Here is a 23,594-nt window from a genome sequence, read left to right as displayed (position 1 = left end):
GGGTATTACGGCTTTCTTTTTATTTTAAAGTTGTAACGGATCGGTTGGCAGGTAGCATCTTAAAACTGCTTTTAACCCGTCGTTCAATTGGTCACAAGGCCAGGTTAGACGTTCCTGGTACCCACTAGCCAAGGCGGATTGGTAATCGCCAATACATTGATAAACCTGGTTCATTGCGGCCTTGTGGGCATCTTCGTCTACTTCGGGCGCAAACTGTGTCAAGTAATTCTCTGCTCGGTTTTCATAGTCAGCAAGATGGCAGACCATCTCATCAAAGAGGCATTCCAATTCTTGCCATTCAAGTAGTCCCAATTGAGGGTCGTCGGTTGCTGCATGTACCTCTTGAAAAATAGCTTGCACTTCCCACCACAAGTCAAGAGGATAAAAATTCTGCCGATGAAACTCGCGAATGGTTTGAAATTCCCACAGGAACCGATCACTTAATTCCAGTAACTCGGAATAATCTTTCCGGGCTTCCGCCTTGCTCATTTCCTGAATCATGCCATCAAGGGTACCCGCAAGTAGATACGGATTGTAAGCAGTAATAGGGAAATCCAAAACTTCATCCCTGTTTTGCTGCCATTCTTGGGCTAAATTTTGGCGTGCTATTTTTACGGCCTCAGGTGATTGCTCTTCTGCGGCCAGCCAAAGTAGGGAAGCGGCTTGGTCGAGTTCGGGGAAAATAAACGGAGGAATAGTGGAATGTTCTTCCTGATTGAGGAAAAACAGACTGATCAATACAATGATAAGGAAGCGAGTCATCTGAACAAGGTTGAAGTGAAGGAAAGGTTATTCAGCATCCATCGGTAGGATCAACAAAGGTGTTTTGATTTTGAAAAGCTCTTCTTTGGCAACACTCGTTTTAAAGAGTCTTTCGTACCATTGCCGCTTGCGGTGTATCAGCACCAGGATGTCGGCCTCTTGTTCCACACTGAAATCGGTCAGTGTTTGAGGAATAGAGACACCCTGCGGAATGACGAAGCCTTTGCTACTGATACCTTCTATTTGCAAGGTGAAAGCCTCTGTCTCTTCTATGGAAGTAATGTCTTCGTTCGTGTTTACAAAAACCAATTCAGCTTTTGCTTTGCGAGCCAAGTTTATGATAGTTTGAAACGCAGCCGCTTCAGTGACTTCAGAATCGACACCCAAAATGATTTTCTGAACAGGACGAAAATCGGCCTCTTCTGGTATGGTAAGTAAAGGCACCGGGCTACGATCCATTAGGTAAGCGGTAACACTACCAACGGTTATGTCTTTGAGTGCCGTAAGGCCTTTGGTACCATTGACAATGAGGTCAAATTTATGATGGCCGGCATAGTCGGGAATGAATGTCTTGGGATCTCGAAAAACAATATTTGCTGACACCTCCACGTCTGGGGCAAGGGCCCTGACTTTTGGTAAAAGCTCTTTGAAATCGTTTTCTGCTTGTTCTTTAAAGATGTCGTCCATTTTTATGAACATCGCTGATCGGCTAACGACATTCACACAATGCAGAAGTTGTAGTTTCCCTCCTCCTGTTTGCTGCAAAAAGCGTGCAGCCCATCCACATGCTTTAACGGAAGTATTGGAAAAATCAATGGGACAAAGGATATTCATGTGCTTTGGTTTTATACCTCTCTAGAGGTGTCAAACCAAAATTAAGCATAGCCTTGTGAAGGAGAAATGACCCCTGTTAGTAGAAGGAATGATTAATGTCAGGTGCTAAGGGAAGAAACGGTTGACCCTACGTGCAATCCTACGCGCAATAACCTCGTGCTTTCGGCCTAGCTGTTTAGGTGATCCAGTACTCCATAAAGGTATACCTGAATCACCATCAAATAAACCAGCCGAAACAAAAGTCTCACCAGTGTCTTGCCAAATGTTGTTATCATCTTGTGGTGCGCCAGGATTGTTGTTGGTTCCTGAGGTCCTGGTAACGTTAGCAGGAGAATCTTGTATCGATATTCTCAAAATTGCATCTACATTCAGTAAGTTAGCGAGTGTAGCAGTGGGTAGTTCCCAGCTTTCTTTCAAAGATATTCCCTTTATATCTAACAATGCATTTGTTTCAGTAAGCGACTGCAAAGTCAAAGAAGTGGGATAATGGGCGTCTAGCTGATCAGCTAGTTCGTGGTAAACTGTTGATTGCAATTTACTACTAATGGAGGTCTGGATTGCAAGTTGCTGTGACAAGGAATAGTCAAAAGGGAGATGCTTAAGTCCTACAACTTCACAGGGGACAATGGCAATACTCAGTTTTTCTTTATTGGTATTGAGTTGAGATTTTTGTGTAATGCCACAGCTAGTCGTCAGGGTCAGGGGTAGAAAAGAGAGCAGGAATAGGGTAGTAAATGGTTTCATATCGTAGAGCTTTTAGTGCGTTTAAATTTAAAGAATAACAATTATGCAACTGGGTTGGTTCGTGAATGGTGTAGGTGGCAATTATTATTGCGACCAGTCTATTAATCAGCCGTTTCAACCCCGTAAGCTGTTTTTTAGCAATACCTTATCGACAATCACAAATCGAGAGGGCATCCAGTTGTTTTGAGGGAAACAAGTCTGCCTTGGCAAGCGGCCGCTTAGTGTGATAATCAGGATAAATATCAGGAAGTTGAATGCTATTCCCATCAGCGCTGGGAACTTCCAGGTCATAGCGAAACCGAACTTTTGTACCTAATGGCGCATAATAATAGACCCGCCACATAGGCCCTTCTGCCATACCTACACATCCGTTTGAATAAGCCTTGCCAAGGGTGACAGGGTTGGTCGTAGGGTGGATCAATTGCCCATAACGCTGCCCATTAATGGCCGGTTCAATCCAAGGCACCAATGGTAGTGCAGTTCGAATACCATCATCCCGTTGAGTGCTGGTATAAGGGTGATTGTTGGATGGATTAATAAAGGATGGTTTTCGATTAATACGTACAATGGTACCCTCGCCAGCATGTGTGCGTAAATCTACTTTGCGGCCAGCCATGGCCAGGTATTTACTTCGGTTTTGGCCCACCCTTACCGGAAAAGTATAGTAGATGCTATCTCCCACCATGATTCGTAACCGAAATTCAGGAATGTTCACATCAATTATCGTTTGTGACCGCAATTGAAGGGCTTTTTGATAATCGGCCTCATTGGGCAAAAACAAGGTGTCTCCAAGTGCTAAAACGGTCATCAACCCGGCATCGAGGACAACATTTCCAACTTCTTTTTGCCGGTAGTAGTCGGTATTTTCGAGCGTATCAATAATCCATGAATTATGTTGAACTAAAAGGTATTCATCAAGAGGAAAAGGGACCATGGTATCCAAAACAGGAATGGTCTTGTCCAAAAAGCTGAAATAGTCTTTGAGGAGTACGTTTTGTTGCACTACATGGTACTTTTTATCAGTCGGAGGAATAATTGCTGTTACACTGGTGTCAATGGGGAATTCTCCAACCTCGGGGGCACTACAATCGGAGAACGTTAGGCCTAATAACCCAAGAAGAAGAAGAAAGCGAAATACATATCGCTGATGTTTCAGATAAGTCATGATCGGGATAACCTTGGTTAGGCTATTAATATCAGTTATTCAGAGTGTTTGTTAGCTGATGTTTCTGTAGGGTATAGTATGATTTTTATCAAATGTATGATCGCACTGGTACGATTGGGTTGTTGCTAAATGAAGTTCCCCCAACGAAAGGCACGAAATGAACCACACGTTCCTAATATCTTTCTGGGTGCGGTGGCAATATGTTGTAAATATTAACTTATTTAGCTTTTAGAAAAAAACAATCCAACATGATAAACCTAATAAGCGATACCGTCACTAAGCCCTCCCAGGCCATGCTGGCCGCAATGATGGCGGCCGAAGTAGGGGATGATGTATTTGGACAAGACCCTACCATCAATGAACTAGAAACTTATGCTGCTTCGCTTTTTGGCAAAGAGAAGGCCCTTTTCTGCCCTTCAGGAACGATGACCAACCAGATCGCTATCAAGGCACATACCCAGCCACTAGATGAGGTGATTTGCGACTATACCAGCCACGTGTACCAATACGAAACAGGCGGCTACGCCTTTCATTCAGGGGTAAGCATGAACTTGCTCCAGGGCACCAATGGGAAGATTACTGCCGACCAAATAGCTGCTGCCATAAAGCCCGATTTCGATTGGTTGCCGGTGTCTCGTTTAGTTGTAATCGAAAACACTTGCAACAAGGGCGGCGGTAGTATTTATCAATTGCCGGAAATTCAACCCATTAGGGCGCTTTGTTCTGCAAAGGGATTGGCCCTGCACCTTGATGGCGCCCGCCTTTTTAATGCATTGGTAGAAACCGGGGAGTCGCCCTCTGATTGGGGAGCCGCCTTTGATAGCATCTCCATTTGCCTGAGCAAGGGCCTGGGCGCCCCCGTTGGTTCTTTGCTATTGGGCGATGCAGGTTTTATAAAGAAAGCCCGCCGTCTGCGCAAAGTTATGGGCGGAGGAATGCGCCAGGCCGGCTACCTCGCTGCTGCTGGCCTTTATGCGCTGAAGAATAATGTGGACCGACTGGCCATCGACAATGAGCGCGCTCGTAAAATTGGAGCAATTTTGGCAACCAAAGACTATGTGGAAAGCGTTAGGCCCGTTCAATCCAATATTGTCATTTTCGACCTTGCCGGAGAGATTACGGCTGCTGATTTCCTGGAAAAACTGGAAGGGAAAGGAATACTGGGCGTTGCTTTCGGCCCTCAAACCATTCGGCTCACCTTTCATTTGGATGTGACGGAAGAAATGATGGGTAGGGTAGAGGACATTTTGGAGAATTGGTAGATTGAGGGAAAGCGGGTGGGGCCTCCCACGCTTTCGCGTGGGCGCTACGTTGCGTAGCTCTCTATTCGTTCGGCCCCCAGTAGAACCTGGGGTCTGGCCCTTGCGGGGCCACTACTGCACATCGCTAGGCCGGAGAGATTCTGTAAAGGATTGGAAAACAAAAAATGATAGAGAATACGAAGCAAGTGAACTGAAATGGCAAGCTCGCTATAGCTTTAATGCAGATGTTATATAGCTGTTAAACGGATTCAATCAGGCATCCTGTAGTCGTATTTTCTATAGCTTCATGCTTGTAAAGTACCTGATTTTTTTCATCCAGACTATAAATGTTTACAATGCTGAAGTTAAAAATACTCCTTACTTTTTTTGCTCCCCTAATACTTGGTTTCACCGCTTGCCGTATGGAAAAATCGCCAGCTTTGGTCGGCGAAAAAGGGGATGATTCAAGTACAATCACTGATGAAGCAGCCAAGCTATCCATCGCAAAAGTGCTTCAGGAAAATGGAGACCTTTCTGTGGAAGAAAGGGTCGCGCTCTATCTCCGCTTGAAAAAAGAAAGCCCCAATGCTTATAATTTTGAAAACGAGGATGAAATGACGATGTATGGCTACTCCTTGCTTTGGAGTGGAGAAAATGAAGAGGCACTTGCCATTTTTAAACTAATCGTATCGCAATTTCCCGATTCTTCAAATCCTTATGACAGCTTGGGCGAGGCGTATATGGTATTGGGAAATACCGAACAAGCCATTGCCAATTATGAAAAATCATTGGAACTCAATCCTGATAACTTCAATGCGGAAGATCAAATTGAGCTGATGAAGCACCCGGAAAAAGCACTTGAAAAACCTACAGACAAGTTTGCCAAGGTCTTTACCGCAAAGGAGTACCGAGAAGATTTGGATCAACTGGGGAACAAACTACTAGAGGTGCACCCAAACGCACTGAAGTTTATTACGGAAGAAGACTTTTGGAAGGTTGTTGAAGAGAAAAAATCACTGGTTACAGATCAAACAACCTACGCCGAATTCAACTGGCATTGCACTGAAATAATTGCCAACCTCAATTGCTCACATACCTCCATGGGGCGTTTTAACCAGGAAAATGAAATGCTGCCACTCTCGCTGAGGTTTCCGATTCAAGTACGATGGGTCAATGATCAATTGTTTGTTATTGATCCTCTGAATAATGAAAAAAATGTAGCCATCAAGGATGAAATATTGAGTATAAACGGAGTGCCCGTCGCCGAAGTCATCGGTGATATTTACAAGCATATCTCATCCCAGGGATACGTGGAGACAACAAAAAAGCATGCGTTTAATACCTGGGCCACAGGGATGATTCCTTTTGCACTTGGTTTTCCTGAAACCTATGAAGTCACCGTAAATGGAAAAGTAGCTCCTATCGTCTTGAACCAGGCCGAAAGCTATCAAAACTTATATCGCGATCCATCTATCGCATCTTGTGGGGAACCTTTGTGCCTGGAAATGTTGGATAACAATAAAACAGCCATCCTAACGGTTTCTTCCTTCAATTTTTACCCTTGGAATAACCTCAATGTATTTGAAGAATATATTGACAAATCCTTTGTCGAAATCACGGAAAAAGGAGTAGAAAACCTCATCGTCGATGTTCGATTTAATGGGGGAGGTTCGCCAGAGTCCAGTATCTATTTGCTCAGGTATCTCGTCAATCAGCCTTTTACCTATTCTTCTATTGCTGGATATGAAGGAAAAGAAGAGCTAAGCGAAACACAAAAGCCAAAGGCTCCCTTTGAGAATGCTTTTAAGGGGCAATGCTACTTTTTGATCGATGGAAACGGAAACTCTACCACCGGTCATTTCATGTCTATGGTCAAGGTCTTGAACCTGGGGGTTATTGTAGGCGAAGAATTGGGCTCTAATCAATTTTGTTCCGCCGGACAAACGGTTTGTAGGCTTTCAAATACGAAACTACAATATTACGTAGCCAACAATACGCATGTAACGACAGCTACCTCGCTTCCTGATGAAGTTGGGATTCTCCCTGACCATTACGTTACACAAGGTATTGATGACTACTTGAACAAGGTAGATCGCGTCAAGCAATTCACCATTGGACTCATTAACGAATAAGTTGTCCAGACGTATTCCTCATTAAGGGAAATCAATACTCAAAACAGGTACATCTGCGTGATTAACAACCATTTCTACGGTGTTGCCTCTGAAAATGCGTTTCAGTGGCCCCCGTGGGTGGTTGGCAATAGCGATAAGGTCCATACGCTGTTCTTGGGTAAAGTGGCGTATACCTGCTTCCACTGAAATATCATCATAGTAGTGCGTATGGCAGGCATAACCTTCGGCGATGTCCGCAAAATCCTGGAGGGCTTCCTGCATGACAATTTGCGGTGGGTTGAAGATACCAGAAGTGTGAATACTCAATAAATGAACCTCTTTGATGTTGAGTATAGCCGTGAGGTCTAAAAAATGACGAAATGCTATTTGATCATCGGGGAGTAAACCTGTCGCAAAGACCGCTTTTTCCAGCCGCAGTTCAGGCAGTGGCTCTTTGATGATCAAAACATTGGTATGTATTTTTCGAATGACCTTTTGAGCATTGGAGCCTATCAGCCATTCCCGCTTCCCTGAAGCGCCATGTGAACCCATAACCACGAAATCAAACTTGGTTTGTGCCATTAAATTTTGAAGATTGCCCAGAAAGTCGCCATAACTGAGGTGAGTCGCGATAGCTACTTTGCGGGCAAGACCATTCTTTTTCAAGATCTCTAACTGCTGCTCTGCAGCAGAGGAAATGGCATCTTGATAAGGGGCGTAGGTTTCATGATCAAACTCGTTGGGAATAAATGCTGTAGTGCCACTGTTGTGAAACAAGTGTAGCTCAGCCTTTAAAGCCTTGGCCAACAGGCAAGCGGCATCAAAAGCATAATTCGCAACATTGGAGAAATCGGTAGGGCACAAGATTTTCATAAACAAGGATTGAGTAGAGGACAGCACAAAAATAAATTGAGCCTTCTCTTTGTTTCAAAAATAAGCCGCAACATCTCCTATGATGGTGATTTTTGTCACCAGCTAAAATGGGAATTATCAGTCTTTTCTCAATTATTTGACGCGAAGCCTTATTTTTGTCGAAGAACGAAAGCGACCATGAACACTATACAGGTTTTTACCATTATTGGCATCATTGGGGCCATCTTAGCAGGGAGTATTGCCAATGCCCAGGATATGCCCCTTGCTGTTGAGGCAGAGGATTTTCTTTTAAATTGTTATGGTGAAACCAATGGGGAGTTAAATTGGACTGTTTCAGGCGGAGAGGCTCCTTATAGTTATGAATGGTCTCGAGTTTCTAATCCTTTCGTTTTTGCAGCAGGATCACAGTTGGAAGAAGGTCCCTTTGGGCCGGTCACTGGTGGACTAGAGGCCAATGATTATGTGCTTAAAATAACAGATGCCGCCGGTGTAATGATGACAACAATGGCGAGTATTATAGCACCTCCGCCGATTCTGGTGACCGATATTTCAGTAGAATACCTCACTTGTGCGACGGTTTGTGATGGTCAGATCTTTATGGAAGTGGGCGGTGGTACTGGTGAGTTGACCGTCAGCTGGGCCGATAGCCCGAGTACGAGCCCCAATCGCTCTGAACTCTGTATGGGTGATTACCTCTTTTTTTTAGAAGACGAACAAGGCTGTAGCCAAAAAGGAGTGGTAGGAATTGAAGGCCCGCCATCGCTAGCATTAGAAACCAATACCGAACTTCCCTCTTGCAGTGGCGCAGCCAATGGGAGTATTCTACTCGAAATCGAAGGTGGAGTGGGCGAATATCAATACGAATGGGCCGCAGGAGGCAACGGAGCCTCTCAGGTAAATGCGACTGCCGGTAACTATCCTGTTACTATTTCAGATGAAAACAATTGCCTATTGGATACAGTAGTCGCATTGCCGGATGGCCCCGATATGTTGGCTAACTTACAGATCGGTTACGGTTGTGGCGACGGTCAAATTCTGGTAGCTACGCAGCCCATTAATGGTACGGCACCTTTTGATTATCAATGGTCAACAGGCACTGCGAGCCCTTATTTATTAGGGATGTCAGCAGGCATGCATTCACTTACCCTCACCGATAGTGAGGGCTGTGAAGTAATCAAAGATTTTACGATCAACTACGTTCCGCCTTTGAGCATTTCGGCTTCAGTTGCTGATGTAAGTTGTTTCGGTGCACAAGATGGTGCCGTAAGTTTGCAGGTCAATGGAGGCCAGCCACCGTTTGCCTTGTCGTGGAGCAATGGCGCAGATGGAATGGCCGTCGATAACCTCGCAGGTGGGGAGTATACCTATGTTCTTTCTGCCTCTGGTTGCGGGCAGGCACGTTCCGTCATTATCAACGAGCCGCAACCGCTCAGTGCTAATTTCTATTTCGACCTACAGACAGACAATCTACTCAGTGCTTTTGCCCAAGTACAGGGCGGCACTCCTCCTTACCAATACTCGTGGAGCAATGGGGGTACCAACCCCGAGATTTTTAACCTGACCCCAGATACAACCTATTCCTTGACTGTGACAGATGCGACGAATTGCTCCAGGACATGGGAAGTGGAACCAGCGCTTACAGGCACAGAAAACACCTTGACAACAACCGTGCAAGTCTTCCCTAATCCGCATAGCAATCAATTTACGATTCAGCTCCCTCAGGAAGCCAGCAATGCCAATTGCCGATTACTAAACCTGGCAGGGCAGGAGGTGCTGGCTTGGCAAAGCTTGCAAAGTCCTTCTACTTTGATCAATACTTCATTTTTACCTTCAGGTTGGTATGTATTGGAACTTCAATGGGGAAGTCAGTTACAGCAATTGCGAGTGGTCAAGCGGTAGTGTTTCATGTTTAATTTAATGGGCAGTATTGTTTTTGGGGCCGTGCTTTCGTGCCTATGGAGCAGAGCGGCTGCCCATCCCTTGGGCCTGCTCTCCCGATGAATCGGGATCAGCCGAGCTACATGCTCCACATTTCGCATTAACAGCTCCTTTTGATTCTTTTTTGCATAATGCCCAATTAAAATCATAACAAAGCTTCATACAATACCTCTACCGGATGCATCGCTTTTCGCTGGGTGCCGTCTGCAATCTGGTGGCGGCAGCTGGTTCCTGTGGCCGCAATGATCGTTGCGGTAGGAGCTTTTCGCACAGCAGGAAAAAGCACGAGCTCTCCGACCTGCTGGCTCACTTCATAATGCTCGGCTTCATAGCCAAAGCTTCCGGCCATACCACAGCAACCCGAAGGAATAACTTCCACATTGTAGTTTTCCGGTAAGGAAAGTAACCAAACGGAATCTTCCACTTTGCTGAGCGATTTTTGGTGACAGTGACCATGTAAAAGAACATGTTTCTCTTCGCGCGTAAAAGCCTCAGAGGTGATGTGCCCAGCTCGGGTTTCCTTGGCCAGAAACTCATCAATCAATAGGCAATGAGGAGCCAGTGATTTTGCGCTTTCGCGCAACGGTTCTCCAACCAGTCGTGGGTACTCATCCCGAAAACTGAGAATAGCTGATGGTTCCAACCCCAATAGTGGTGTGTCTTCGTTAATGAGATCGCTAAACAAATGCACATTGGCCTCGGCCAGCCCTTTCGCGCGCGCGAGCAACCCCTTGGAGATAGCTGCCCGCCCGCTCTCAGGATGATCCACCAACAGTACTTCATATCCCAGCTGATCCAGTAAGAGAATAGCCTTTTGGCCTATGGGTGTATCATTGTAGTTGGTGAATTCATCACAAAAAAAGTAAACCTTTTGGCGGTAGCTCTTCGCTTGTGGTCGAAACGTTTTTTTTAACCAAGTGCGTAAAGATTGAGAGTGAATGCCTGGTAAAGTCCGCTGAGGAGCAACCTGTAACAATCTTTTACTCCATCCAGCAGTAAGCGGGTTTGTCAGCAGAAGATTGTATAAACCTGGCCAAAGACTTCCAATTCGGTTAAAAGTATTGATATATGCAAAAGCCCGTGCACGCAGTGGAATGCCATTGCTCTGATAGTATTGATGCAGAAATTCCGCTTTCAATCCAGCCATATCCACGTTGGATGGGCATTCGGAGGTGCAGCCTTTACAAGACAAACACAGGTCCATCACTTCCTTGATTTCCTGATGGTCAAAGGCGTTTTTTTGCTCGCTTTTTGTCAGGAATTCGCGCAAGGTATTGGCCCTGGCCCTGGTGGTGTCTTTTTCGTTTCGGGTGGCCTGGTAGCTAGGGCACATGGTCCCTCCTGAAAGCGGCAATTTTCGGCAATCACCAGAACCATTACACTTTTCAGCAGCGCGAAGGATACCTCCTGCGTCTGAGAAGTCCAGAATAGTAGGGTAGGAGCGGTCCGGTTGTTCAGGGGCATAGCGGAGAGAACTATTCATGGGTGGTGCATCCACAATTTTTCCAGGATTGAAGATGCCATTTGGGTCCCAGGTCTGCTTTATTTCCCGAAAGAGGGCGTAGTTTTTTTCTCCAACCATCAGTGGAATAAAGGCGGCACGTACTCTACCATCGCCATGCTCCCCGCTTAGCGAACCACGATATTTTTTGACCAATTTGGCAGTCGCCAGACTGATGTCGTAAAACCTTTGAACATCCACTTCCTTTTTTAAATCCAGAATGGGGCGTAGGTGTAGTTCCCCCGCTCCGGCATGAGCATAGTAAACGGGTTGCTGATCAAAGCCTTTCATTAGCTCTGAAAATTCGCGGATGTATTCAGGCAAGTCATCCAAATCTACAGCCGTATCTTCAATACAAGCAACGGCTTTGGCATCACCGGGTATATTAGCCAATAAGCCCAATCCTGCACTGCGTAATGACCATACCGCCTTGGTTTGTGCCGCAGGAATGATTGGATAAGCATAGCCCAACCCCTGTGCTTTTAACTCCTCAATGAGTAGGTTGGCTTCGGCCTGTGCTGCTTCGACACTGCTAGCGCGTAATTCAACCATGAGTACCGTTGCAGGATCTCCTTCAATAAAAAAACGGTGCTTACGGTATTCGATGTTTTCTTTGGTGCAGTCGAGAATGATCTTGTCCATCAATTCGCAAGCACTGGGCTGGTGGCGCATCGCAATTTGGGTGGCGCGCATACTCTGGTCTAGCTCCGAAAAATGAGCAGCGACCACCACATGATCGGGCAAAGGCAAAGGGTCAAGTTGGAGCTTTATTTCTGTAGTGAAAGCCAAGGTCCCTTCCGAACCACAGAGGAGTTTGCAAAAGTTGAATGGAGTGTCATTATTTGTAAAAGCAGCGGTCTCCAGCAATGCATCGACCGCATATCCGGTATTCCTGCGATGAATGCTAGATTTGGGGAATTGCTCCCTGATTTCGGCTTGTTGCTCCTTGTTGTTCAGTACCTTGGTGACTTGACGGTAGAGATCACCTTCAAGACCGGGGAGCGCACACTTTTGGGGCAACTCATCGGGCGAGAGTGCTCCGAAGCTAGCCTTTGCCCCGTCAGCCAGCAGCACCTCCATTTCGACCACCTTATCTCTGGTTGTTCCGTATTCGATAGAGGTAGTGCCTGATGAATTATTGCCCACCATTCCTCCGATCATGGCGCGGTTAGCAGTAGATGTTATGGGCGAGAAAAATAAGCCGTGGGGTTTTAAAAAGGCATTGAGTTCATCGCGTACTACCCCTGGCTGTACGCGCACCCAGCGTTCTTTAACGTTGAGTTCTATGATTTTAGTAAAATGCTTGGAAATGTCTACCACAATGCCTTCTCCTACACATTGCCCCGCCAGAGAAGTACCCGCTGCACGCGGAATCAAGGAAGTATGATGGGCGTTAGCAAATTGGATCAAAAGCGCTAGGTCTTTTACCGTAGCGGGCAGTGCAATAGCTTGTGGTAATGCCCGGTAGACGGAAGCATCTGTGGCGTAAAGCACTCTTTGCAATTGGTCAAAATGAAGCTGGCCTGTAAGCTGATCGGAAAGCGTCGTGAGTGCAGTGATTGGTATTTTCGGGGCGTCCATATTTGCTGAGTTTGAAGCTCAAAAGGTACGGTGAAGAAAGGAGAATCGGTTTAGTTTTAGGCCAATAAGATAGGCCCGTGTTTGTTTTTTTCTTTTAATTTGCGACCCAGCTATTTTAAAGTCGGAAGTAATTTTGTGCTAACAATCCAACCAACCAACTAACAATCCAACCATCAAACTAACAAGAAATGAAAGGTTTCCTCTTCGATATGGACGGCACAATGGTCGACAACATGATGATTCACCACCGAGCTTGGCAACGTAAGTTATCAGAGTTAGGTTTGGAAATGACCATTGAAGAAGTCAAAGAAAAAATACACGGAGTAAACAACGAAATCTTGGAACGCCTTTTTGGTGACCGTTTCACTCATGCTGATCGCCAACGTATCTCAGGAGAGAAAGAAGCTGCCTACCGGGAGATATTCCTGCCACAATTAAAGTTAATTGATGGTTTGCAAGCATTTCTTGATCAGGCAAAATCAGCGAATATCCCAATGGCTATTGGCACCGCTGCGCCAGAAGAGAACGCCCAGTTTTTGATTGACAATTTGGCATTAGCACCGTATTTTAAGGGCATCTTTCACGCGGGTAGCGTCAGTAAGGGCAAGCCTGACCCTGAGATTTTTGATAAAGCAGCTGCATCTATCGACTTGGAGGCCAAAGATTGCCTGGTTTTTGAAGACAGTGTAACCGGAGCGGAAGCGGCCTACCGTGCGGGAGCCAAAGCAATTATTGTTACGACGACACATGCTAAAGAAGAGTTTGCCCACTTCCCTAACATCCTGAAGTTTGTTGATAACTATCATGGGCTGACACCAGAGGAATTTCTTTCAGCTTAGTAGGGGGCGTTTTGGCGGTGCTAATCGTACCAGTGCGATTATGCATTTGTACGATTATAGCGGTATAGAGCGGTGTTTTTCTGAGCCTATTCGTATAAATACATTCACGCATTTACACAAGTTTAGTCGGTAGTTTTCGCACACAAGGAACTACTGATCGTACCATTGCGATTACGCATTTATACGATTATGGAGGGTAAAACCAATTAAGTATCGCTCCCTTTTTGTATCTTCCTTTCTAGTGGATCAACCGGTAAGCTTCGTTATATTAAGTTGCCATTTATTTGTGCTTGAGTGAGGAACTGCAACCGGAGTGTAGCCGTAGCTACACGAGGATTTCAGAAACGAAGCACAGGTGCAAGGTGCAAATAAGCAAGGCTTGGGTGTAACAGAATTTACAAGTTGATCCACTAGTCTCCCCTCTACATATTTTCACACCGCTACCAAATCTAGCTAAGCCCAATGTTTAGCTGGTCATTTGGTATCCTAAACCCATTTCTTATGTACAACCATCAGTTGTTCAGAGCCTTCTTTTGTTGCTTGTTAGTTGCAGTTTTAGCGTTCTCTTGCACCCGCAAAGCGGAGACTTACCTTTATTTGAGCGATGGAGATCAATTGAATTTCCCGGAAGCATCTCTTGATTTAAAAAAGACGGGTGTCTGCTTCTCAGGTGGTGGAACTCGAGCCATGACTTGTGCTGCCGGACAGATGAAAGCCCTCTATGATCTTGATATGTGGCAACACTTCGGCTATATATCTTCTGTATCGGGAGGTTCCTGGGCCTCGTCGATCTTTACGTATTATGAAGTCAGAGAAGAGGGCCCTCAAAATGACAAGGAGTTGTTGGGAACGCCTTTGGGAGCAGAGAACCTTACTATGGACTATCTCAAGGAACCAGTGCCTAAACAATGGTTACTTTCTCCGGTGACGACGGACTTATCTCGCAGGTTATTACATAATTTAGCAACCGATGATCTGACATTGGGCTTCGAAGAATCTCCCCATGATATCTGGATTGATGCCATTGGTGCAGTTTACCTCCAACCTTTTGGACTGTATGGCGACCGGGCAAGACGCTATTTTTCTTTTGATGAAAATTCGGTAAACAGTATCATTAGCCGTGCTCCACGATTAAAATTATCAAAAAATGATTTTCACTTGGTACACAACCAAGTTGGTGATGCTCCCAGGCCTTATTTGGTGATGAATTCCTGTATCATCAGTCCTCCAGTTGATTTTCCAATAAAAGCACCAGCACCATTGAGTGTGATGAATTATTCGCCTTTAGGTGTAGGTTCAGCCAAATACAATGAAGCTACAGGTCAATCTGGGAATTTGACGGACAAGTTCCCCGTTGGCGGTGGGTTTATTGAGCCGTATGCGATGGGCGGATCTTCCCCTATTCATGCACCTGAAGTGATTGACAAGACACTTTCTTTAGCGGAAGTCAGATTGTCAGAGCATCACCGTTTCCGTTTAGCGGATGCGGTGGGTACGAGTAGTGCTGCCTTTGCTGTTACAATTGCTCAAAGTGAAAGGGACGAAATCGTGACTGATTTATTAGCCTTGGGGTCCATCATTCCTCGTGAAGAGTATTGGTCGCCAGGTGCAGAGGGCACACTGGCCAGGGAGTACGGTTTTGGGGATGGTGGCAGCTTGGAAAACTTTGGGGTGTTAAGTTTACTCCAACGGGATGTAGACAGGCTAGTGGTATTTGTGAATACGGACACACCAATCGATATTACTCACCAAGAAGGAGACCCTGTTTCCAATACAGAAGTGATAGATTATGATTTTTATTCCCTTTTCGGGAATTTCACCTACGGTAACCATACCCGAAACCACGTTTTTTCGAAAGATGATTTTTATGAAATTTTTGGACAGTTCAAAAAATGTATAGCGGACGGAACAACTGTGATGGCTCGCACCAATACCACAACAATACCCAATAAGTGGTGGGGGATAAAGGCAAAAGAAGTGGAAATTCTTTGGTTTTACAATGAATCTGTTCCCGTTTGGGAAGAAAAGCTCAGTGAAGAAATTCAACGAGAAATTGACGAATGTAGCAGAGGTGATTTCCCTGACTTTCCGCTGTACAAAACCGAATTTCCAGAAAAGTTGCCCTTTGTTGTTGAGCTTTCACCCGCTATGGCCAAATTGCTCTATGAGTTGCAGTATTACAATGTCTCCATTAATGAAAAGGAGTTTGATTTTCTGAGACAGTAGCTTGTTTTCAGGAGCTGGCGTACCACCATCAAGGAGGTAGTCCAGCTCTTGTTGTTGTTTTTTAGGCAAAAGTTTGTTCTTTTTACCAGCATTGTTTACTATTGATAAGTAATCAATCACTTTTGCATTGACCACAAAGAAAGAACGTATTATGGAAGCGGCCTTGGAGTTGTTTGCTAAACAGGGCTTTGCTGCTACTTCAACCAATGCGATCGCCAAGAAAGCTGGGGTGTCAGAAGGGCTGCTGTTTAAGCATTTTGGCAATAAGCAGGGTTTATTGGAAGCCTTACTCAAAGAAGGGGAGGAGCGAGTTGTCGTGCTTACCTTGCCAATAACCTCTGAAGAAGACCCGCTGGAAGCGCTGCGTAAATACATTGAGCTACCTTTCAATATGCCGGAAGAAGCCTATAATTTTTGGCGCCTGATATTCCAATTGAAATGGAATATCAATTACGACCACAAGAAGAAGATGAAACCTATGAGGGATAAATTGATAACTGTATTTACAGGTTTGGGCAAAAATGACCCTGAACTGGAGACAGAAATGTTGATGCAGCTTATTGACAGTGCTTCTATTGGCTTGTTGCAGGGAACGCTAAAAGAGCCTACTGTATACCGAGATTTTTTACTGAATAAATACCTCGAATAAATGAAGATTACGCTGTTGGACAGCTTCAGTTTATACAAAGCTATAGGCCCAATAAATCAGAAGCAGCTGTATAGGTAACCGTATAGCGGTAGGCCAAATCATTTTATTCTTTTTCAATGACTTTTGGAAATGGTAAACATTAGCCGGAAATACAGCAATTAGCAGTAAAATAATCCCGACAGCTGCACAGATAACAATAAGATTTAATGTTCTATTTCTTTAGTAAACTGCTCGCCTTTTTAATTCGCCCTTCTGTTTGGGTGATGCTATTATTGCTGTTGGCTATCTGGAAGTATCAGAGGAATGGACGTAAATACCTGGTTGCGGCTTTTTCAATATTTATGATATTGGGGAACAATGCTTTACTACAACTTACTTTGCGATGGTGGGAACCTCTTCCCGTAGAATTGACAAAAAGTTATTCCCAAGCTGTTGTTCTCGGAGGGTATTTGAGTGAAAACACTTTACGTAAAAATGCATTGCCTGAGTTTGGTGAACGTGCAGAAAGACTTACTCATGCTTTGGCTTTGTACCAGGAAGGGAAAGTAAAGAATTTGATTTTTTCAGGTGGTTCTGGTGGAATTCTACACGAACAGATCGCCGAAGCAACGGTAGTGAAATCATTTGTTCAGCAACTAGGCTACCCAATCAGTGATTTTATCTTTGAAGATGAAGCCATTAATACCCACGAGAACGCCACTAAAAGTGTCGCCTTTATTGATAAAGACGAACCTGTGGTTTTGATTACTTCTGCTTGGCATATGTATCGTTCGATAGCCTGTTTTAATAAAGAGGGCATTGAAGTAATTCCTTACCCTGTAGACTACATGCAGTCGCTCAGTCCGTTATATCCTACTGATTATTTCCTGCCGAAACCTGCTGTGCTCTGGCATTGGGAGATATTAATAAAAGAGTGGGTAGGCTTGTTAATTTATAAAATGAAAGGGTACATATAGTCCGTTTTAAAGATGGCACTACTTCACCTCTTTAGCTAATTCTGTTTACATTTTGTAGGTCAATACTATTCCGGCCCGATCACTACATGCCACAGCTTGGCCTCCCAACTCGTCACAAGACCTGCCTTATAATAAGGATCATTAAGTACAAAGTGCGCCACCTCTTGTTTGTTGCCCACTTTGAAAAGGAGCCCGGCTTCTTTTCCATCGTCAAATGCTCCCCCCATGAAAAAAGCGTCCTTGACTTGTGCTTCTTTTACGTGCTTGAAATGGTCGGCCCGATAAGCCTCACGTGCTTCCAGGTAATTATCGACCAGTTGATAGATGAGCAAATACCACATAGTTTAGGATTTGTTTCGAAGATTGTAAATATGACGTTGCATCCCCTTATTTTTAAAAAACCTTAAATGTCCTTATAATCCCTTACATGGTTCAAAAAAACTTATGTGCCTTAAGTGGTTAAAAAGAAGAACCCTTAGGTGGTTTAAAACAAAAAAGCCCGTTCCGAAGAACAGGCTTTAAGTCGGGATGACAGGATTTGAANNAGTCTTGCAAAAAGGTTTCAGCCTATTTTTAAGTCCTTCCCAGTCAAGAGAGTACACCTTCGACCGGAGACCACTAAAGAATTCCCGAAAAGCTGACCCAGATCTCTTAAACTTTTGGAAAAAAACACTATATCTCTTTAGGAGAAAGCGCAAGCATCGCGGAATGGAACAATAGATCGGGGAGATTCAACGCTAAAGCCGATTTATACGAAGAAAAAAATGCCAAACTCCGAAAGATAGAACATCGTGCCAGGGAGATACTTAATGAAATGGAAACGTTCTCCTTTCCACTTTTTAAAAAGAAATTTTTCAACGAAGAGCAAGCTCCTAGCAAACTGGGTAAATTCTTGCGTATGTACGCTCAGGAGTTTAAAGACAAGGGTAAGTTTGGTAACGCCACAAAGTACCAACAGCTATGGAACATCCTGCAACAGTTTAAGAAAAATGCCAAAGACATCACTTTTCAAGACATCGAGTATAATTTTCTCAATGCCTTTGAAATTTTCTTAGCCAAGCGTGGTATCAAAGGCAGTACGATTCACTTCTACATGAGACAACTGAGAGCTACGGTCAACGAAGCGATTCGTAGAGGCATAGTAAGTAAAGAAGCTTATCCGTTTGCGACACAGTTCAATAAGAGCGGATACTCCTTCGCTCATCTTAAAGGCGACTACAATCCTAAGCCTTTAACGCTTGTTGAGGTCGATAAACTTAAGCATTTCCCCTATAACGACTATCCTCAATACCAGCACAGCTATGACATTTTTATGTTCTTACTAAGAGGTAGAGGCTTAAACTTTGTTGATGCGGCACAACTTACGCGAGATAATATCATTGATGGTCGCCTTAAGTACGTCAGACAGAAAACGGGCAAGATGTACTCCATAGCTATCTCACCAGAAATGTGGGAGATCATCAATAGGTACCAGGGGAGTAAATATATCTTCCCGATCATGGATACGGCTTCTAAGGACGCTTCGGCTAGGTACCATCACGTTATTAGGACACTCAAAGTATTCAATGCCCAGTTGAAACATATCGGGATGGTCTGCGGTATCGAAAAATCTATTTCCTCGTATACCGCCAGATATACCTACACGAATATCCTGGTAAAAAACAATGTAGGTGTGCCAATCATCCAACAAGCACTTGGTCACTCCTCTATTGCTACCACGCAACATTATATTCAGAAGTTTTCGGATTCTGAGGTAGATAAGGTGGATGCGTTGATATAGATTGTATTAGCTTTTTCTTTGAGATACTGATAGGGCATAATACTGTAAATGAGTTCTTGCGTGAGGTTGAGCAATCCTCTGTTTATGGTGTGAGTTTAAATGTAAGATGGTCTTGAATTTCCTATTCAGCACTTTATGATGCTAATGCTTACATCGGACTGAGAGTCCGTGCGTTGATGATAGTAAGGGGGAATACAAAAGAGTATTTGCCCCTTACTGATATATACTGCCCTAGTGTTTTACTGGGGTAGTTTTTTTTGTGCTTACATTCTAAGCATTCTTTTAAGGCCTGAATACACCAGCTAGCAGTCATACTATTTGAAATATCCCAGCCCAAGATGTACCTGGAGTATAAGTCCATAATGGCAAATAAGTAAAAATATGGCAACTATTGTAAGACAAGCGAAAAAGATACTACTCATGATATGGCATATTAATCACATTATTTCAGTACTATGATCCCAGTGGCCAAATAGCAATTTACATGAAATACATATTTCACCTTAAACATCGAATATGCCTTTCATATATACAATAAAAAGATGTTCCATCAAACAAAATAGACAATCTTTAGTTGGTCTCATTTCAAAAAAAGAGCACACTGACAAACAGCGTACCCTCTCCCTTTCTATCGGTCAAGGGTTCCGGCGAGCATTTTCAGATTTATCAAATGGATGCCAGCTGAATGGGTATTTCTCAAAAGCTCGTCCACAAAAACTAACCCTATGTACACAAATTGAAGACTAGTGAAGTTATGCGAGGAGTCAAAGATTTTTGTTATCACAAAAATCTCCCCTCGAAAAAATAAGGAGAGTAATGAGTAGCCATACTCACTTTTGCATCTAGCATCCTCTTCCATCAACGCACGGACATAGGTAAACATTAAAAATACTTCTCTAACAACCGCTAACTAAACACAAAACAACCGCAACTTTGCTTATCCTGCCATGCTAGGCGGTTGTCACTATATTTCAAAGCTTGTCGAGGTAGGGCTATTTTAAAAAAAAATAAAACACGATCATTGTATGTTTTCAGATGGATTTTTATTGTGTGATGCACCCCTCTTAGTAAGTGTGTATTGTAAAATGGTTTTATGTTTGTTCGTTAAGACAGAATCCTACTTGTGCCTCTTTCTTTCGGTACCTATAAAATTATTGGATACGATTTTGGGTACTATTACACAGTATATTTTAGAAGCTGATAATCACTCGTCAGCTTCTTTTTTTATGCACACGACAATCAACGAAATCAAAACTTGACAAACCACTAGTAAGGCAGTTGGATCAATACTTGTGTGCCTCCACCACGTCTATTATTAATAGTAAGATTTGATTTTTTTCCAAACAATAAGACCATTCGTTCCTGTGTGATTTTTAACGCCAGAGAAGTTTTGCTACTTTTTTGTGATGCTGTGTTTCCTAATTCCAATTGATCAAATCCTACACCATTATCCGCAATTTCAAGTAGTACACCATTCTCTTTTTTTACAATAGAAACCTCTACCTTCCCATCGATCATTTGACTGATTTTTCCGTGCTTTAGTGCATTCTCCACGAAGGGTTGAATTAGCATGGAAGGCAACTTATAGTCCGCTAAACCAGGCTGTAAATGGATAGAATATTCAAATTTGTGCTCATGTACTAATTGCTGGAGTTCAAGGTAGTTTTTCAAGAAACCGACTTCCTCCTCCAAACTGATTCGGTCTCTTCTGGAAAACTCCAGGGTTTCTCTGAACAAACCTCCGAGAATACCGAGATAATGGACGGCCCTGTCAGGATGAGCCTCGAAAAGATAAGCCTGAATAGAAGTGAGGATATTAAAGAAAAAGTGAGGATTCATCTGCAACTGATAAATACGCTTCTCTAGTTGTTTTACTTCCTCTTTTTGTCGGTTATTCTTCTTGTGAATCCATAGCATGATAAATAAAGCAATTACTATAAATACTACCACTAACAAAATCATTTGCGTCCGCAAAGCGGCACTTTGCTGTTCGGCAATTACCTTCTGTTGATTAAGTATTGTGGTTTCTGCTAGTTGAAACTGTTGTGTTTGTTTCTCCAGTTTTAGTTGGTCTTTCTGAGTTTGGATACTATCCCTTAGTGCGGTTGCTGTTTTGAGGAAGGCCAATGCCTCTTCATAGCTGCCTAGTGCAGTATGTATTTCAGAGAATAATGTATAATTATCTGCCTGCGCTAGAAGAGTTAAAGAAGGCTTGTAGACCGTGATGTTTTGAGCGATTAGTGATTTCGCTTTGGCATATTCGTTCTCCTTTATGTAAGTATTAGCAATACCGAAATTCATTTTTGAAATTCTCATCGTATCTCCGACCGCTTCAGCAAATACGATTCCTTTTTGAAAAGCTTCTCTGGCTTTAGTATATTTCCCCATTTCCTGGTAAGTTGCACCAATGTTCCCTATAATTACAGCACAATTTTGTGGACGATTGCCAGCTAATTCTATAATATAGGCTTTTTCAAACGAGGTTAGTGCGTCTTCATAACATCCCAACATCTGGTAGGAGACCCCCGTATTCATTAAAGGAAGGGAGGTCATTTCCTGAAGACCCAATGAATCAAATATGGATATTGCCCTTTCGAAATAGAAGATACTCTCCGTAAGTTCTTTTAGCTTATTTGAATAGGCCCCGAGGTTTAAATAAGTACGAGCTATCTGCTCTGACAAATTAGCTTCCCTGGCATGTATTAATGACTTCTTGGCCCACAGAATAGCTTCGTCTAAACGATTGTTATCATACAGTATATTGGCTAGCTGGTGTTCTACTTTTGCTAAAGCCTCAGTGTCTAGTGTCTTTACTGCTTCCTCTATCTCTTTTTCAGCATTTGATATTAAACGTTCTGTCTCCATAACTCCACTGTAAGTAATAGCTTGGCCGCCTTCTTGAGGCGACTGGCCTAGTAATAATTGAAAAGCAATACAATAGGCGAGAAGGAGGTATCCTTTTTTTGAAAATTTCATGTGCATACAATTTTACGGGGATTCAATAACATGATATACTGCGCTAGAACAAAGAGAACTGCACAATATTAACTATAGTATCACCTGCCAATGCAGTGATATTAGTAATCAAAAATCCTTTACTTTTAGGGGTATAGCCTTGTCAGGACTATTACAATGCTCAGTTAATATATGGCTTGCTTGTCGGGAATACAATTTTTTAGCAAAACTATTTTTATCATTTTTGTATAATACATCACCAGAATGAACAGTGATGTATGTGTTGTTTTATAGTGTTTGTTATGGTAGGTGGTTGTGATAAGCCCCGAAAAAACTTATCACAGCTGCCTATTCCTTGTAAATACCAGTGTGCTAAAGAATTTTCATGTGATTTTCGGAGGTAAGGCACTCACCTAATTGTGTACTTACCTCTTTTTTGCAGGCACTACATTTTTTAAAATTCTATTGAAATCGTTGTTTGGACAAGGTAGCATTAGGGGTAGAATGGGCTACTCTTTGACATGGTTTACCTTCGCTGCTACTACGTGGTGAGTTTAAGTGCCTCATTATTAACAACCTGAGCCGCATAAACCTCACCGTACATAGCCAAAAGGATATTGTGACCTTCCTATTTCATTAAGCGAAGTTGTTCTAAGAATAATTTGCGGTAAGCATAGCCTATAGGAAGTAATTCGTTTCCAATCTTTATTTTATCCTCCTTGGTGAGGATACTGTCAATTGAACCAATATTAATAAGGTATTTCTTATGGCAGCGCAAAAATCGTGGGTTTAGTTCCTGGCTTAGTACTTTGAGTTGAACATTGGTCGGATAATTTCTGTTGCCCACCCGAGCATAGGTGAACTTGTTTTCAGCATAGAAATAGTCAATGTCTTCCAGCTTAATAGCTTTATAAGTGTCACCTATCTTGAAAAATATTTCTAATGCCTTACTTTTAGATTGCTGCTTGGCAATCGTCGAAGGTAGTTTTACCAAAGAACTTGGCCTTTTTCTAGGCGGGGAAATAGGGTGAGTATCACTTTGTAAAAAAAACAACTCAATAGCCTGCCTCAGTTTTAATCGAGAGACCTCCTTATCCATAAAACCGTTTGGACGAATACATTTAACTTGTTCATAAAAATCTTCCTGATAATGGGCCGTTAAAAAGAAAATGGGAATCCGTGCGTTTTGCTTGCGAATAAACCGAGCAACATCTATTCCCGTTTTTAGGCCATCCTTGAGATCTATGTCTAGAAAGCATAAATCTGGTTTAAACCGCTGATATTGACCAATTCCACTTTGGTAACTCGTTGCCTTTATTATTTTTTGTACCCCTAATTGCTTAAAGAGTATTTCTAATAATTGCAAATAGGAAGGATCATCATCTACCAACAGTAGCGTTAAGCTTGAAAATTCCGTCTCCATTTTTTTGTCGTGTTGT

At 43.2% G+C, this 23,594-nt stretch carries 17 protein-coding genes and 1 pseudogene; 8 read left to right on the top strand and 10 right to left on the bottom strand.

The features are described from left to right. Positions 1 to 24: 24 nt before the first annotated feature. The 4 genes from ACRBG0_RS22695 to ACRBG0_RS22680 all read right to left on the bottom strand — a co-directional run bounded on the left by ACRBG0_RS22695 (position 25) and on the right by ACRBG0_RS22680 (position 3,505). Positions 25 to 762, bottom strand: a complete 738-nt coding sequence (locus ACRBG0_RS22695; protein ID WP_431489132.1) for a hypothetical protein — start codon at positions 760 to 762, stop codon at positions 25 to 27. Positions 763 to 789: 27 nt separating this feature from the next. Next, on the bottom strand, positions 790 to 1,596 hold the full coding sequence (locus ACRBG0_RS22690; RefSeq protein ID WP_431489131.1) for a universal stress protein: 807 nt from the start codon (positions 1,594 to 1,596) through the stop codon (positions 790 to 792). A gap of 105 nt (positions 1,597 to 1,701) precedes the next feature. Further along, positions 1,702 to 2,340, bottom strand: a complete 639-nt coding sequence (locus ACRBG0_RS22685; RefSeq protein ID WP_431489130.1) for a hypothetical protein — start codon at positions 2,338 to 2,340, stop codon at positions 1,702 to 1,704. A gap of 145 nt (positions 2,341 to 2,485) precedes the next feature. Then, on the bottom strand, positions 2,486 to 3,505 hold the full coding sequence (locus tag ACRBG0_RS22680; protein ID WP_431489129.1) for a L,D-transpeptidase: 1,020 nt from the start codon (positions 3,503 to 3,505) through the stop codon (positions 2,486 to 2,488). 248 nt (positions 3,506 to 3,753) lie between these two features. Between ACRBG0_RS22680 and ACRBG0_RS22675 the strand changes: the two genes are divergently transcribed. Continuing rightward, positions 3,754 to 4,767 carry a threonine aldolase family protein gene (locus ACRBG0_RS22675; RefSeq protein ID WP_431489128.1) on the top strand — a complete coding sequence of 338 codons (1,014 nt, stop codon included), beginning with the start codon at positions 3,754 to 3,756 and terminating at the stop codon, positions 4,765 to 4,767. A 335-nt stretch (positions 4,768 to 5,102) separates the two neighbouring features. Beyond that, positions 5,103 to 6,878: a S41 family peptidase gene (locus tag ACRBG0_RS22670; RefSeq protein ID WP_431489127.1), complete on the top strand. Its 1,776-nt coding sequence runs from the start codon at positions 5,103 to 5,105 to the stop codon at positions 6,876 to 6,878. A gap of 21 nt (positions 6,879 to 6,899) precedes the next feature. On the opposite strand, the gene ACRBG0_RS22665 is transcribed toward ACRBG0_RS22670, so the two are convergent. Continuing rightward, a complete protein-coding gene (locus ACRBG0_RS22665; RefSeq protein ID WP_431489126.1) occupies positions 6,900 to 7,730 on the bottom strand; it encodes a universal stress protein in 831 nt (276 codons plus the stop codon). Between the two features lie 177 nt (positions 7,731 to 7,907). On the opposite strand from ACRBG0_RS22665, the gene ACRBG0_RS22660 reads away from it, so the two are divergent. Further along, a complete protein-coding gene (locus ACRBG0_RS22660; RefSeq protein ID WP_431489125.1) occupies positions 7,908 to 9,629 on the top strand; it encodes a T9SS type A sorting domain-containing protein in 1,722 nt (573 codons plus the stop codon). A 184-nt stretch (positions 9,630 to 9,813) separates the two neighbouring features. Here ACRBG0_RS22660 and ACRBG0_RS22655 read toward each other — a convergent pair whose 3' ends face one another. Continuing rightward, the gene (locus ACRBG0_RS22655) at positions 9,814 to 12,750 is read right to left on the bottom strand and encodes an FAD-binding and (Fe-S)-binding domain-containing protein (protein ID WP_431489124.1); all 2,937 of its coding nucleotides are present in this window, start codon (positions 12,748 to 12,750) and stop codon (positions 9,814 to 9,816) included. A gap of 188 nt (positions 12,751 to 12,938) precedes the next feature. On the opposite strand from ACRBG0_RS22655, the gene ACRBG0_RS22650 reads away from it, so the two are divergent. The 3 genes from ACRBG0_RS22650 (at position 12,939) to ACRBG0_RS22640 (ending at position 16,464) form a co-directional block, all read left to right on the top strand. Next, on the top strand, positions 12,939 to 13,589 hold the full coding sequence (locus tag ACRBG0_RS22650; protein ID WP_431489123.1) for an HAD family hydrolase: 651 nt from the start codon (positions 12,939 to 12,941) through the stop codon (positions 13,587 to 13,589). A 501-nt stretch (positions 13,590 to 14,090) separates the two neighbouring features. Further along, positions 14,091 to 15,815, top strand: a complete 1,725-nt coding sequence (locus ACRBG0_RS22645; protein ID WP_431489122.1) for a hypothetical protein — start codon at positions 14,091 to 14,093, stop codon at positions 15,813 to 15,815. Between the two features lie 127 nt (positions 15,816 to 15,942). Continuing rightward, on the top strand, positions 15,943 to 16,464 hold the full coding sequence (locus ACRBG0_RS22640; RefSeq protein ID WP_431489121.1) for a TetR/AcrR family transcriptional regulator: 522 nt from the start codon (positions 15,943 to 15,945) through the stop codon (positions 16,462 to 16,464). A gap of 30 nt (positions 16,465 to 16,494) precedes the next feature. Here the strand turns inward: ACRBG0_RS22640 and ACRBG0_RS22635 are convergent. After that, positions 16,495 to 16,647: pseudogene (locus tag ACRBG0_RS22635) on the bottom strand (DoxX family protein); the annotation flags it as partial. Positions 16,648 to 16,670: 23 nt separating this feature from the next. Between ACRBG0_RS22635 and ACRBG0_RS22630 the strand changes: the two are divergent. Further along, the gene (locus tag ACRBG0_RS22630) at positions 16,671 to 17,420 is read left to right on the top strand and encodes a YdcF family protein (protein ID WP_431489120.1); all 750 of its coding nucleotides are present in this window, start codon (positions 16,671 to 16,673) and stop codon (positions 17,418 to 17,420) included. A 65-nt stretch (positions 17,421 to 17,485) separates the two neighbouring features. Here the strand turns inward: ACRBG0_RS22630 and ACRBG0_RS22625 are convergent, their stop codons facing one another. Next, on the bottom strand, positions 17,486 to 17,761 hold the full coding sequence (locus tag ACRBG0_RS22625) for a YciI family protein (protein ID WP_431489119.1): 276 nt from the start codon (positions 17,759 to 17,761) through the stop codon (positions 17,486 to 17,488). Positions 17,762 to 18,234: 473 nt separating this feature from the next. Between ACRBG0_RS22625 and ACRBG0_RS22620 the strand changes: the two genes are divergently transcribed. Next, positions 18,235 to 19,200 (top strand): tyrosine-type recombinase/integrase, encoded by a 966-nt coding sequence (locus ACRBG0_RS22620; RefSeq protein ID WP_431489118.1) that lies wholly within the window; start codon positions 18,235 to 18,237, stop codon positions 19,198 to 19,200. Between the two features lie 1,266 nt (positions 19,201 to 20,466). Here ACRBG0_RS22620 and ACRBG0_RS22615 read toward each other — a convergent pair. Together ACRBG0_RS22615 and ACRBG0_RS22610 are read right to left on the bottom strand one after the other, a co-directional pair. Beyond that, on the bottom strand, positions 20,467 to 22,065 hold the full coding sequence (locus ACRBG0_RS22615) for a tetratricopeptide repeat-containing sensor histidine kinase (RefSeq protein WP_431489117.1): 1,599 nt from the start codon (positions 22,063 to 22,065) through the stop codon (positions 20,467 to 20,469). Between the two features lie 718 nt (positions 22,066 to 22,783). Continuing rightward, positions 22,784 to 23,578 carry a LytR/AlgR family response regulator transcription factor gene (locus tag ACRBG0_RS22610; protein WP_431489116.1) on the bottom strand — a complete coding sequence of 265 codons (795 nt, stop codon included), beginning with the start codon at positions 23,576 to 23,578 and terminating at the stop codon, positions 22,784 to 22,786. Positions 23,579 to 23,594 lie beyond the last annotated feature (16 nt).

It is taken from the genome of Lewinella sp., from assembly GCF_050633125.1.
GTDB lineage: Bacteria > Bacteroidota > Bacteroidia > Chitinophagales > Saprospiraceae > Lewinella.
The sequence above is the reverse complement of the archived record's forward strand: the minus strand, read 5'-3'. Positions and strand labels throughout refer to the sequence as shown.

Coding starts and splice junctions, on each gene's coding strand:
- ACRBG0_RS22675 (WP_431489128.1), top strand. CDS start 3,754: ATGATAAACCTAATAAGCGATACCGTCACTAAGCCCTCCCAGGCCATG.
- ACRBG0_RS22610 (WP_431489116.1), bottom strand. CDS start 23,578: ATGGAGACGGAATTTTCAAGCTTAACGCTACTGTTGGTAGATGATGAT.
- ACRBG0_RS22655 (WP_431489124.1), bottom strand. CDS start 12,750: ATGGACGCCCCGAAAATACCAATCACTGCACTCACGACGCTTTCCGAT.
- ACRBG0_RS22695 (WP_431489132.1), bottom strand. CDS start 762: ATGACTCGCTTCCTTATCATTGTATTGATCAGTCTGTTTTTCCTCAAT.
- ACRBG0_RS22625 (WP_431489119.1), bottom strand. CDS start 17,761: ATGTGGTATTTGCTCATCTATCAACTGGTCGATAATTACCTGGAAGCA.
- ACRBG0_RS22645 (WP_431489122.1), top strand. CDS start 14,091: ATGTACAACCATCAGTTGTTCAGAGCCTTCTTTTGTTGCTTGTTAGTT.
- ACRBG0_RS22620 (WP_431489118.1), top strand. CDS start 18,235: ATGGAAACGTTCTCCTTTCCACTTTTTAAAAAGAAATTTTTCAACGAA.
- ACRBG0_RS22630 (WP_431489120.1), top strand. CDS start 16,671: ATGTTCTATTTCTTTAGTAAACTGCTCGCCTTTTTAATTCGCCCTTCT.
- ACRBG0_RS22690 (WP_431489131.1), bottom strand. CDS start 1,596: ATGAATATCCTTTGTCCCATTGATTTTTCCAATACTTCCGTTAAAGCA.
- ACRBG0_RS22660 (WP_431489125.1), top strand. CDS start 7,908: ATGAACACTATACAGGTTTTTACCATTATTGGCATCATTGGGGCCATC.
- ACRBG0_RS22615 (WP_431489117.1), bottom strand. CDS start 22,065: ATGGAGACAGAACGTTTAATATCAAATGCTGAAAAAGAGATAGAGGAA.
- ACRBG0_RS22670 (WP_431489127.1), top strand. CDS start 5,103: ATGCTGAAGTTAAAAATACTCCTTACTTTTTTTGCTCCCCTAATACTT.
- ACRBG0_RS22665 (WP_431489126.1), bottom strand. CDS start 7,730: ATGAAAATCTTGTGCCCTACCGATTTCTCCAATGTTGCGAATTATGCT.
- ACRBG0_RS22680 (WP_431489129.1), bottom strand. CDS start 3,505: ATGACTTATCTGAAACATCAGCGATATGTATTTCGCTTTCTTCTTCTT.
- ACRBG0_RS22650 (WP_431489123.1), top strand. CDS start 12,939: ATGAAAGGTTTCCTCTTCGATATGGACGGCACAATGGTCGACAACATG.
- ACRBG0_RS22685 (WP_431489130.1), bottom strand. CDS start 2,340: ATGAAACCATTTACTACCCTATTCCTGCTCTCTTTTCTACCCCTGACC.